A 12,356-nucleotide genomic window follows, 5' to 3' on the forward strand; every position below is an offset into this window, starting at 1 on the left:
TTTTAACCATATTTTAAAAAATCTAATGTCTTTACAGATCAGAATTTACAGTAAATATCCTTTATCTTTTGGGAAAATGTCGAAAAAAGAGTCCGAAGTGAACAATTTCTAGTTATAAAATAATCGGGTTTCGAAGGATTATAGCTGAAAAGAAATCTTTTTGAGCTTTTGGAAACGTTTATGCTTGGCAATCGTATAATAGATTAAAAGACTTCAAGGGGGAGGATTCACTTGTTCCATTCAGACAGACCGCTGATCAAAGTAGAAAAGCCGCTATGGGCAAAAGTCTTCAGTTGGATCTCACTGGTATTACTGATAGCCGCTTCGGTTTACCTGGCCTTATCCTGGGAAGACCTTTCAGGTGTGATTCCGATACATTTTAACGCTTCGGGTGAAGCAGATGGCTTTGGTGGTAAATGGAGTGCAATCATGCTGCCGGTGATCGGCTTCGTGATGTGGGGAGGCTTAACGGCGCTTGAAAAAGTACCGCATATTTATAACTACCTGGGGAAAATCACAGAAGAAAATGCTGAAAAACAGTACTTAAATGGTGTATTGATGATGAATGTCATTAAGAACCTTTGCGTTTTATTATTTGCTTATATTACATATGAAATTACATTGATCGGGGCAGGAGGGAGTACGAGCTTAACATCTGGTGTCATGCCTGTTTTTTTAATCTTGCTATTCGGTTCAATCGGATGGTTTATTTACCGGTCAATTAAGTTGTAAGGAGGGGGATCATTTGCTATTCAGTTTTTTTGGCGGAAGCTATGTGCCTGACGGGTTTTATATCGTAGCCGGTATCCTGATGATTCTCTTTATGATCCTGGTTTACTGGTGGACAGACACGGATGATTGAAGAAAGTAAAAAGGGTTATATCGATTTATAAAGGTTTTTTATAAAGCAATTTTTCATTTGAAATTTAAGTGAAGCGCAGCGAAACGAATAAAAAAGCTGAAACAATATACAAATTGTCCCAGCTTTTTTTATTATCCGTTCACACGGATTTCGTTGATGCCTGCGCCCTGTTCCATGCCTTGTGCATGCTCAAGACCTTCTGTTACTTTACCGAACACTGTGTGCACGCCGTCTAAGTGAGGCTGAGCTTCGTGTACGATGAAGAATTGGCTGCCGCCAGTATCTTTACCAGCATGCGCCATTGATAAAGATCCAGGCTGGTGACGGTGAGGATTGCCTTCTGTTTCACACTTAATTGTGTAACCAGGACCGCCTGTACCGTTTTTATTTGGGCATCCGCCTTGACTTACGAAACCAGGAATGACGCGGTGGAAGTTAAGACCATCGTAAAAGCCTTCGTTTGCAAGCTTTTCGAAGTTTTCAACTGTACCTGGCGCTTCTTCCGGATAAAGTTCAAAAGAAATTTTATGTCCGTTTGTTAAATCAATGTAACCTGTCTTTGCCATATTTAGCACTCCTTTAATGTTTAGTCCAATCCTTATTTTATCACGCGCTCCTTTTAAAAGAAAATTTCTGACCATTTGTTTTTTTAAATGGTATTGGGGGAATTAGTAAGGACTGAAAGATTTAAGGAGGGTTTTGATGATCGTAGCATCAGTGTCAAATCAGTTTTTTACTACCTTGGCTTACAACCAGTTGTTTATAGATATTTCAAGACGGATCGGTATGGATCTTGGCGGCTCACATTTCGTCGGCGGTGAAAAAACAGATGATATGGTCAAACAGGTAAAGAAGTTAAACAGCAATGGCATCGGCGCTACCATTGACTGCCTGGGTGAGTTCGTAAAAAACGAAGAAGATACGAAGAAATATGTTGATAATTGTTATAAAGCCATTCATGCGATCAGAGATGAGAAACTGAATGCACAGATCTCTCTCAAGCTTTTTAGTGTCGGAATTGAAGTGGGACAGGAGACGGCAATCAGGAATATGAACGACATTTTGCAGGAAGCAAAGAAATATGATGTGTTTGTCACGATTAATATGGAAGAGTACAAAAACTGTGAAGGGATTATTTCTGCATTTGAAGCACTGAGGGAAAAGTACGACAATCTCGGTATTGCACTTCAGGCAAATCTCTATAGAACAGAAACGGATGTTGAGCGGCTTGACCGCTTTTCACCGGCGATCCGTTTTGTAAAAGGTGCTTATATCGAGTCGGGTGATGTGGATATCAACAATAAATCACACGTAGACGAAAATTATAAAAAACTTGTCAAATCGCATTTGCTAAAAGGGAATTACACGCAGGTTGCGACGCATGATAATGACATGATCGATTTTGTGAAAAAGCTTGTGAATGAGTATGACATTCCAAAAGATCAGTTTGAATTTCAAATGCTTCAGGGGATGAGGGAAGAGAAGCAGAGAGAACTTGCTGAAGATGGGTGGAATATGGTTGTGTATGTGCCATTCGGTAAAGACTGGTATACCTACTTCATGAAACGGCTGGCAGAACGTCCGGCGAATATTGGATTTACATTTATGTCGATGGCAAGAAGATAGTTTAATTCTGGTTAAAATGGGACAGCCTATTGATTAAGAATAGGAGGTCCTTTTTTATGAAAATGTATAAGATTGGTCTTATCATCAGTTTTTTTGCGGCTGCGCTGGCCGGGTGTCAGATGCTTCAGGAGAGTACAGTGCCTGCAACTGCAGTGCCTGCAATTGAGTCAAAAATGATTAATAGTGAAGGGGAAGATATCGGATCAGCGGTTCTGAAAGAAACTGAAGAGGGCGTATTAATACAGATATCGGTTAAAGGATTGGAACCAGGTGAAAAAGCAGTCCACATTCACGAAACCGGTGCATGTACACCACCCGACTTTAAATCTGCCGGTGGTCATTTTAACCCTGCAGGAAAGCAGCACGGCTTTCAAAATCCTAAAGGCTACCATGCCGGTGACCTGCCAAATCTGAAGGTTGATGAAGACGGAACAATCAATCTTGAATTAACAGTGAAGGAACTGACGCTTGAAAAAGGCAGTGAGTATTCTTTATTAGATGAGGATGGAAGTGCAATTGTGATTCATGAAGGTCCTGATGACTACAAAACGGATCCTGCAGGAAACTCCGGTGCGCGGATTGCGTGCGGGGAAATAAAGGGATGACCCTGAAAGAAGATGACATGTTGGCGTCATCTTCTTTTTCTTATGAACATTTTGTTATCTGTCCCGCCAGCCGGGTATGGTGTACAAAGGAGGTTGATCAGTATGGCATTTGATTATGACCTAGATTTTGATGAAATAGATTTCAGGGAACAGCCTGAATTATACAGAGTAGGTCGTGGGGAGCAGGGTGTTCTCCTTGTAGAACCCTATAAAAGTGAAATTCTACCTCATTGGCGCTTTAAAACGCCGGAGATTGCGAGAGAATCTTCAGAAAAAATCTATGAATTATATCTTGATTATAAGGAGAAGGAAGACTTTGTAGGAATGGATATGGCCCGTAAATTTCTGCAGATGGGTTATACACGTTCAAGGCGATATGCAAATTATAAAGGTGGAAAGAAGTATGATAAAAGCGGAAAGATCAATGATCGTAATATTGATGAGGAGAAAGCGGAGTCTGCATCAATCTTTGAAAAGAAGTGGATTCAGGTACGGGAAGACGAAGAATATCTGGTAATGAAGAAAAAACATCAGAAAAAGTTCGGATAGGAAATAGACAGGTGAAGAAAGACCTGTTTAATATTATTAAAAAATTCTGAAAAATAGTATGAAATAATTAGTAAATGCGTTATAATGAATGTAAATAGTCAGAGTGATGAAAGGGTGTTATATGTGACTGTCTCTTATTTTGCACCAAGGTTCACTCCCGAAAAAGCACCAAAGAGAATGCCATTTTCACAAGATCGTAGAACATACGTGAGTTCATCTGCATCGCTTCATTCAATTAAAAAGGGATTTAGTGATGAGATCAAGCGTGCAATGAGAGCAAATGAGTTTAAATTGTATTATCAACCTCAGATTGATATCACAACCGGCCAAGTAGTTGGAGCTGAAGCGTTGATCAGATGGCAGCACCCGGAAAGAGGACTATTGCTTCCTGAAAGTTTTATCCCCCAGGCAGAGTACTCAGGTCAAATTATAGATATTGAAAGGTGGACACTTAATCGTCTTTTCAGTCAACAGGCTGAATGGCAGGAACAGGGAAGAAAATTGATGAATATTGCACTGAATATATCAGGTAATCATTTCCTTCAAGGATCTTTAGTAACGGAGACTGCCCATTTATTACACAGCTATCAAGTAAATGCGGATTACATTACATTAGAACTGACAGAAAGGATTACTACAGATATCGAAGTGTGGGTGTCTCAGGTTAGTATGCTTCAGGATATAGGGGTTAAAATATCAATTGATGATTTTGGATCAGGTTTTAATACGATTGCTCACCTTTTAGATCTTGAAGTGAATTTTTTGAAGATTGATCAATCCTTTGTTGAAAAGATGAGTATGAAAAACAGAGCTTTCAAGGTTGTGAAATCACTTGTGAACATGGCTGAAATGCTCGGCGCAATTCCAATTGCGCAGGGAATAGACTCTGATGAGAAACTCAAGCTATATCAAGAGGCTGGTGGACAGATCGTTCAGGGGTACCACTATAGTGAAGTTATACCGGCAGATAAATTTTCGAATAAATATCTGACATAAAAAACGTTTCTGCCTCCTTTGCAGAAACGTTTTTTAATTCTTTTTTTACATGAATAGTGAAATGGCCAGAACAATTAAATGAAAAATCTGATCTACAACAATTGTCAGCCATTTCTTTTCACTTGGTGGAGGGTTCATGATATGGGTGATCCACCATTGTACAATAAGTTGTTTATCAATAAGGACATGGGTGAAGAAGACAAATAAAATCGCAATGATCGACAGACCGCCAAATGTAAAAAAAGCAATTACCGCAACGGTTAATGTATATACAAAACAGTGCGTAAGCAAAGCTGTCCAATTATCTTTTTTCCGCCCGGCCATCCAACTTGTCTGAAACAAATAGTCTCCAATGAAATGGGAAAGAAATAAATAAGAAAATGGTGTCATTTTTCACCTCTTATGGTTCTTTAGTTCTATTCTTTGGTTTGATATAATTAATATATCATAGAATAAAAAAAGAATATGATAAATCGTTGTAAGGGGATAGAGGTATGAAAAAAAATTCTGGGTCATCAGTTGATATCCCTGCAGAAGAACTGCTGAAAATTATTTTTGAATTTGCTTCTAAGCTTGCGCATGAGAATGACCTTGATCAGCTTCATTTATTAATGGCTGAGATGGGAAGAAGTTTAACGCTTGCGGATCGCTGTACACTTTGGATTGCTGATCCTGCAGAGCAAACACTCTGGACTAAAATTGCACATGGCATGAATAGAATTGCGATTCCGATAGATTCCGGCCTAGTGGGAGCTGCGTACCGTTCAGGGGAAGCAATTTCAATTGATGATGCTTATAAAGACAGCCGGTTTAATCCTGCAGTTGATCAAAAAACCGGGTATCGTACCTACTCAATTTTATGTATTCCAATTCGCAATGCTGAACAGGAGATTGTAGGTGTTTACCAGGCAGTCAATAAACAGGCTAATCCTTCACATTTTACTGAAAAAGATATCACTTATTTATCCCTCGCCGCCACTTATACAGGACAATCCATGGAGAAAGCCATTCTTTATTCTGAACTGATTGAATCACAAAAAGAAATCATCATGACAATGGGTAATATCGGAGAAAGCCGGTCTCGAGAAACTGGTCAGCACGTGAAAAGAGTAGCTGCTTATTCTTATCTGATCGCAAAAGGCAGCGGCCTTTCAGAAGAGGAAGCCCGGCTGATTGAGCTTGCCAGTCCGATGCATGATATAGGAAAAGTTGCAGTGCCGGATGCAATACTGAATAAGCCGGGGAAATTAACCGATATAGAATTTGACACGATGAAAACCCATGCTGAAATTGGATATAGTATCTTTAAAAAATCAAAAAGAAGAATTCTTCAGGCTGCCGCCCTGATTGCAAGGGACCATCATGAGAAGTGGGACGGGTCAGGATATCCCGCAGGCCGCAGTGGGGATGATATTCATCTCTATGGAAGAATTGTTGCAATTGCAGATGTGTTTGATGCACTTTGTTCTAAAAGACCTTATAAAGAGGCATGGCCACTTGAAAAGATTCTCCAACTCATTCAAAGCGAAAGAGGAAAGCATTTTGACCCTGTGCTTGTAGATGTGTTTTTTAATCATCTGGATGAAATTCAAGCCATAAAAGGTCAGTATGCTGACAAAAACTGAGGAGGGCATTCGATGAAAGAAAAACGGTACATCTTTAAAAGAGAGTACCCGATTCCACGGCAAAAAGCATGGGAACTCTTAGCTGATACTGAACACCTGAACCGTGTTTCGGGGTTATTTCCAGTAGATTTTTCAGAGCCTGCTTTACAAGAACGACAGCTGTTTAGATACGCAAACGCGAAAGCGCTCGGGTTTGTTCCGTTAAAATGGCGTGAATATCCATTTGAATGGGTAAAAGAGGAAGTCTATTCTGTTGAACGTCGTTATGAAAGCGGGCCAATTAAACTTTTATTGTGGGAAGTAGCGATGAAAGATTCAGAGCTGCAGCTTGCTGATGGTACTTACGGTACAGAGATAACCGGTACAGCCAGGTTCACACCGGCTAATGTAATTGGTCAGGCAGCAATTCCTCTGGTAGGATTAAAATCAATTAAAGAGATTATGAAATACATTGATAAATATATCGAGGCCAATCAGCATGTAGACTATGAGGCTTTGCCCGTGAAAAAAGTGCCCGTAATTGATATAAACCGTCTGAATAATCGATCTGACAAACTCTCATCACTGCACCCAGATGCTGAGCATGTAAAAAGGTTGCGCCATCATCTTCAAACAGCCGGGGATGATGAAGTCCTTCATATGAAGCCTTACGTATTAGCAGATCAATGGCAGTTTTCGCGAAAGGAAATACTCTCCCTTTTTCTTCACGCTGTAAAAGAGGGGTTACTAATACAGGAATGGCACCTCATGTGTCCGAACTGCCGCGTCTCTAAAACGACTGCATTATCAATGAAAGAGATAAAAGATCAGGTGCACTGTGAATTGTGTGGCGTGAATTATGAAATGAGCTTTGATCAATATATTGAAATGCAATTCTCCGTACACCCGTCGGTTCGTATTGCGGCTGACCAGACTTATTGTCTGACGGGACCTGCTAAGTCATCACATGTGCTGGCACAAAGAAGAATTTCACCCGGGGAAGAAGTTGATCTGCAATACCCTCCTGCTCAAGCAAAAACCCGGATCAGAGTATTAAGGCATAATACAACCATGTTGCAGGATCCGGCTGCTGTCAGTCAGACGTATTGTTTTGACGGTAAAAGCTGGAGCAGTCAAACAGCAGCACTCAGTTCATCCGGAGGAGTGCTGACGATCGTGAATGAATCTGAGGAGGAAATGATCGTCGTTTATGAAACAACAGATTGGAATGACCAGGCTGTTACAGCAGCTGAAATCACATCGTTGCAGTTGTACAGAGACCTGTTTTCCTCAGAGGTCCTTTCACCTGATCAGCAGATTGGTGTGCAATCAATGACAATTCTCTTTAGTGACTTAAAAGCTTCGACTGCATTATATGAAAAGCAGGGAGATGCAACTGCATTTCATCAGGTGAGTGAACATTTCAGGTACTTAAAGTCAAAGGTACAAAAACATCATGGAACCATTGTTAAAACAATCGGTGATGCAGTAATGGCTGTATTTTACCGGGATGAAGATGCTTTGTCTGCGGCACTTGATATACAGGAGGAGATTGATCAGTTCAACCGGGAACAGCAGATGCAGCTTTCAGTTAAGCTTGGACTGAATTCAGGCCCGGTTATTGCAGTAAATGCGAATGATCTGCTCGATTATTTCGGGAAGACGGTTAATCTGGCCGCCAGAATACAACAGAAAAGTACTGGTAATGATATTGTGATGCAACGTGATGAATTTGAAAGAATCAAAGAGAAAGTGGAAGGGAATTATCACTATGAGGTTCATCAGGAGACTGCAGAGCTGGCAGGAACAGTCAGCCGGCACGATCTTGTGCGTCTCAGCAGTATCAGTAAACAAACGATTCAGGAAGAGGGGGCAATCAGTTGAATAAATTACTAATAGCAGATGACGAAGACATTTTGAGAATGTTGATTGAAGATACACTCGAAGATCTTGAGATTGAAATTGAAACTGCAGTAGATGGAAATGAAGCCTACGAAAAACTGAGCAGCGGCGAGTTTGATTTTGTAATCTTAGATTACATGATGCCTGGTCTGTCAGGACGTGATGTGCTTGAAAAGTTAACCCAGGAAATTAAAGATGACTTGCAGATACTCATGCTGACAGCAAAGACGCAAAAGGAAGATCAGGAAGCATTAAAAGCTGCCGGAGCTGACCACTTTATGGCGAAGCCCTTCAGTCCAATGGAGCTTTATGAATTTGTAGAAAACATGATGATTACCCATGAGTAAAATGATGAATACGATGCGGAATAAGTATTTACTGTTAGCAGGAGCGGTTATTGGAGTTATTGCTGTGATTTATTTAGCATTATTTATTATTAATGAGAATCAGCAGCAAGAATTAATTGAAAAGCAGCGTGAAAGCTTCGTTAAACAGGTTGCAGCTTCTGAGCTCGCAGATGATTTAAATAATGTATTCTTTCGTGCAAGAGGCGTATATGCCTTTCAGGCTGAATTAGAATATCAATGGTTAGATGAAGCTTTGCAGAATTATAATGAATCATTTGAACGCTTTACAGCATTAGACCTTTCAAATGAAGAAAGACAGCTCGCAGAGGATCTTCTGTCTTTTATGGAGCAGTATGAAAGTGAAATTCTGCCGACAGCTCTTGCTTTTGCTGAGTCAGGTGACTATGAGGCATTGCAGGAATATTCAAGCTCTGGAATTAATACAACTGTAAATGATTTTTTAACTTTTACAAAGGGAATAGAGCTGGAATCTGAAACCTTCAGGGACGAAACGTTCAATAGCTCGATAGATGAAATTTCGGATGCACTGACTGTCTCGGGTATTGTTACGTTTTTTTTAATTGCTATTTTAATGCTGTTTTTATGGAGATTGATTGATTCTATTCTCAAACCTATAGAAGAGCTTCATGAAGCGGCTGTTGAAATTCAGAGCGGAAGAGCACCAAATATTAAAAATTCAACACGGACAGATGAACTGGGAACTTTAACTGCAAGTTTTATTAACATGACTACTTATTTACAGAGAAACGAAGAAGAGTTACAGGCACAAAATGAAGAACTGGTGGCGCAACAGGAAGCGATGCATGAACAGCAGGATCAGCTCGCTGCAACCCTGATTGAGACCCAGGAAACAAAAGAGCGGCTTGAACTGTTCAACGATTTGAATAAGGTGTTATCAAGTACTTCGAACAGATATAAATTTTTGGATGATATGGTGCAATACATGAACGGGCTATATGCCTTTGATCAGGTGATCATGTACATGGCAGATCGTTCTGCCTATTCAGCACTTCATGTTTCGGCAGAAAAAATAAAACAAATTCTGAACGCCCCTGTTGATGATGGTGAAGGTGGACTGAGAGTGCGGAAGAGGCTGGCAAAACCTGAGGAAGATGGTCTTCATACAAAAAAAAGCTATGTATATGATCTAACTGCAGAAATTACAGGCGCTTCAGGAGAATTAATTGGCGTATTCAGAGCAAATCGGTTTGGCAGACCTTTTGAAGTAGATGAATGTGAAGAGATCGAGGGACTTGTTCAGCGTATGTCAATTGCATTTGAAAGGCTTCTTGCTTTTGATGAGATTAAATATTCTAAAGAACTGACACAGGATATGCTTGATAATATGACAGAAGGACTGCAGTTAGTAAATCCAAAGGGATGTCTTATTCAGCACAATGAGGCGCTGTGTAAATTACTTGAAGTCGAACCATCCGAAGATGAGAACGTTGAATGTGATGAATGGCTTATGAAAATGATTGCGCGGGTCAATGAAGAAGAGCAATTGCACGCATTCTTTGAAGATGCAATCAACTCATCGTTTGAAGGAACTCGTTCGATCAGGTATACACTTAAAACTGAAGATAATGCTTTGAAGGTATTTGATGTCTATGGGATGTCTGTTTTCCGTGCGCGAAAATGGACTGGAACGGTTTTTGTCCACCGTGACATTACAAAAGATTATGAGATTGACAAAATGAAATCAGAGCTTGTCAGCACTGTCAGTCATGAATTAAGAACACCGCTTTCAAGTGTCCTTGGATTTGCAGAGCTTCTTTTATCGAAAGAAATGAAGCCTGAAAAACAAAAAAGATACATTGCAACAATTCACAAAGAAGCTAAAAGGCTGACTAATCTGATTAATGACTTTTTAGACCTTCAGCGGATGGAGTCTGGTCGACAGGAATACCATATGCATGAAATCAAGCTTAATGAATTGGTGATGGAAGTGCTTGAGAAGTTAAGTTTACCATCAACTCATGCTTTGATTGTCAGAGATGAAATGGAAAATAGTCTGATTAAAGGTGATAGAGATAGACTTACGCAGGTTTTAACCAATCTATTAAATAATGCGATTAAGTTCTCGCCTCAGGGTGGGGATATTACCGTGAAGCTTTCTGATAATCAGGGCAAAGCGTCAATTATTGTAGAAGACCAGGGGATTGGTATACCATCTGAAGAAGTCGCTAAGCTGTTCCAAAAATTTAAGCGGATTGATAATGGTGAAAGTCGAAAAATTGGCGGAACCGGTCTCGGGCTAGCAATTTGTAAAGAGATTGTGGACAAGCATATGGGCGATATTTATGTTAAAAGTGAGGAAAATAAAGGTTCGGAATTTCATGTCGAATTACCATTGATAAACGAGAATCAAAGTCATACCATAGACTCTGGAAAGACGATCCTTGTACTTGAAGATGATCCGAGTCTAGCGCTTTTAATTGCGGACGAATTAAAATCCAATGGGTTTTCGGTTGTGCATCATTTCCAGGCAGAACGAGCAATTGAAGCAGTGGCAAATCAGGATTTAACAGGTGTAGTGATAGATATTATGCTTGGAGAGAACCTGAGCGGCTGGGATGTAATTGAACAAATCCGCAAACAACCGGGGAAAGAAAACCTGGTCATTGTTGTTTCATCTGCATTGGATGAAGACCTGGAAAAAGTTCAGCGCTATCAGGTTGCAAAATACCTGACAAAACCATATCCACCGGAGAATCTTACAGAAATTTTTAAGAAAGTTTAATACCAGGGAATAAGCCGGCTTTCAGGAGAGCCGGCTTATTTCTCAGTTAATATAGAAAGAATATTCAGTATACCTTTTTCATTTCTATATGATTTCACGTACAATGAAGGAAATACATAGCTGGAGGGACTTACATGGCAACACATCATATAGAAGCATCAGATAAAGTACTCCACGGGTCGTTCAGCCCTGACCACAAGCCAATTTTGACAATTCAAAACGGGGACAGTGTTACGCTGAATACGATTGGGCTTGAGTGGGGACTTAAAAGTAAAGATGGCAGTTCAATGACATTCCGGTCTCATACGAAAGAAAAGAAGCCGGGGCATCCGCTCATTGGACCTATTTACATCAATGGAGCGAAACCCGGTATGATGATTGCAGTCAGAATAAACAAAATTGTTCCCGGCTGGTATGGCTGGAACGTTGGAGGCGGGGTTGACTCCTGGCAAAATCAGCAGGCAGGTATTTCGACTGAAGAAAAAACAACTTTAAATTGGGAGCTGGATGCTGAAGCAATGGCAGGTAAGACGAAGATTGGCACAAGAGAATTTCAGGTACCGCTGTCTCCTTTCATGGGTGTAATGGCAACTGCACCTGCTGAAAAAGGGGTTCATTCAACGATCCCACCACGTTACTGTGGCGGGAATATTGACTGCAAAGAGCTGGTTGCAGGAAGCACGATTTACCTGCCGGTTGCAGTAGACGGTGCACTCTTTTCAACTGGAGATGGTCATGCAGCACAGGGTGACGGAGAAATATCAGGTACGGCAATCGAATGTCCGATGGATGAAGTCAGCCTGACATTCACGTTATTTGAAAACCAGACGATCAGCGGTCCTCGCGCTGACACACCATCAGGCTGGCTGACATTTGGGTTTGATGAGGACTTAAATAAAGCAGCGGGCATGGCGCTGAAAGAAATGATTGATCTGATGCAGGAGCGCTTTCAGGTAAGCAGGGAAGAAGCGATTGCGCTTGGCAGTACAGTGGTGGATCTAAGGATTACCCAGGTGGTCAATCAGGTGAAAGGTGTACATGCAGTGCTGCCGCACGGGGTGCTGGAAGTCCAGGTAAGTGACCAGGCGGTGAAGTGATCTT

At 40.7% G+C, this 12,356-nt stretch carries 12 protein-coding genes; 10 read left to right on the forward strand and 2 right to left on the reverse strand.

All coding sequences use genetic code 11. The features are described 5' to 3' along the window. Positions 1–231: 231 nt before the first annotated feature. Positions 232–732, forward strand: coding sequence for a DUF1648 domain-containing protein (locus tag ACH6CZ_RS12645; RefSeq protein ID WP_374097830.1), 501 nt, complete (start codon positions 232–234; stop codon positions 730–732). A 261-nt stretch (positions 733–993) separates the two neighbouring features. Here the strand turns inward: ACH6CZ_RS12645 and ACH6CZ_RS12650 are convergent, their stop codons facing one another. After that, positions 994–1,428, reverse strand: a complete 435-nt coding sequence (locus ACH6CZ_RS12650) for a peptidylprolyl isomerase (protein ID WP_374097831.1) — start codon at positions 1,426–1,428, stop codon at positions 994–996. Positions 1,429–1,564: 136 nt separating this feature from the next. On the opposite strand from ACH6CZ_RS12650, the gene ACH6CZ_RS12655 reads away from it, so the two are divergent. The 4 genes from ACH6CZ_RS12655 (at position 1,565) to ACH6CZ_RS12670 (ending at position 4,638) form a co-directional block, all read left to right on the forward strand. Beyond that, positions 1,565–2,488, forward strand: coding sequence for a proline dehydrogenase family protein (locus tag ACH6CZ_RS12655; protein WP_374097832.1), 924 nt, complete (start codon positions 1,565–1,567; stop codon positions 2,486–2,488). A gap of 56 nt (positions 2,489–2,544) precedes the next feature. Further along, positions 2,545–3,093 (forward strand): superoxide dismutase family protein, encoded by a 549-nt coding sequence (locus tag ACH6CZ_RS12660; RefSeq protein ID WP_374097833.1) that lies wholly within the window; start codon positions 2,545–2,547, stop codon positions 3,091–3,093. A 102-nt stretch (positions 3,094–3,195) separates the two neighbouring features. Beyond that, positions 3,196–3,642 carry a DUF4385 domain-containing protein gene (locus ACH6CZ_RS12665; RefSeq protein ID WP_374097834.1) on the forward strand — a complete coding sequence of 149 codons (447 nt, stop codon included), beginning with the start codon at positions 3,196–3,198 and terminating at the stop codon, positions 3,640–3,642. A gap of 123 nt (positions 3,643–3,765) precedes the next feature. Beyond that, on the forward strand, positions 3,766–4,638 hold the full coding sequence (locus ACH6CZ_RS12670; RefSeq protein WP_374097835.1) for an EAL domain-containing protein: 873 nt from the start codon (positions 3,766–3,768) through the stop codon (positions 4,636–4,638). Between the two features lie 45 nt (positions 4,639–4,683). Here ACH6CZ_RS12670 and ACH6CZ_RS12675 read toward each other — a convergent pair whose 3' ends face one another. Beyond that, the gene (locus ACH6CZ_RS12675; protein ID WP_374097836.1) at positions 4,684–5,028 is read right to left on the reverse strand and encodes a DUF3307 domain-containing protein; all 345 of its coding nucleotides are present in this window, start codon (positions 5,026–5,028) and stop codon (positions 4,684–4,686) included. A gap of 104 nt (positions 5,029–5,132) precedes the next feature. Between ACH6CZ_RS12675 and ACH6CZ_RS12680 the strand changes: the two genes are divergently transcribed. The 5 genes from ACH6CZ_RS12680 to ACH6CZ_RS12700 all read left to right on the forward strand — a co-directional run bounded on the left by ACH6CZ_RS12680 (position 5,133) and on the right by ACH6CZ_RS12700 (position 12,352). Further along, the gene (locus ACH6CZ_RS12680) at positions 5,133–6,263 is read left to right on the forward strand and encodes an HD domain-containing phosphohydrolase (RefSeq protein ID WP_374097837.1); all 1,131 of its coding nucleotides are present in this window, start codon (positions 5,133–5,135) and stop codon (positions 6,261–6,263) included. A 12-nt stretch (positions 6,264–6,275) separates the two neighbouring features. Continuing rightward, complete coding sequence (locus ACH6CZ_RS12685; protein ID WP_374097838.1) at positions 6,276–8,126, forward strand: adenylate/guanylate cyclase domain-containing protein; 1,851 nt, start codon at positions 6,276–6,278, stop codon at positions 8,124–8,126. After that, entirely contained in the window at positions 8,123–8,491 is a 369-nt protein-coding gene (locus ACH6CZ_RS12690; RefSeq protein WP_374097839.1) for a response regulator transcription factor, read from the forward strand. The genes ACH6CZ_RS12685 and ACH6CZ_RS12690 overlap by 4 nt, the downstream gene beginning before the upstream one ends. Continuing rightward, positions 8,484–11,255, forward strand: a complete 2,772-nt coding sequence (locus ACH6CZ_RS12695; protein ID WP_374097840.1) for an ATP-binding protein — start codon at positions 8,484–8,486, stop codon at positions 11,253–11,255. Before ACH6CZ_RS12690 ends, ACH6CZ_RS12695 begins: the two co-directional genes overlap by 8 nt. 134 nt (positions 11,256–11,389) lie before the next feature. Continuing rightward, on the forward strand, positions 11,390–12,352 hold the full coding sequence (locus tag ACH6CZ_RS12700) for an acetamidase/formamidase family protein (protein WP_374097841.1): 963 nt from the start codon (positions 11,390–11,392) through the stop codon (positions 12,350–12,352). Positions 12,353–12,356: the final 4 nt, after the last annotated feature.

It is taken from the genome of Jeotgalibacillus sp. JSM ZJ347 (assembly GCF_044383825.1).
Classification (GTDB): Bacteria; Bacillota; Bacilli; order Bacillales; family Jeotgalibacillaceae; genus Jeotgalibacillus.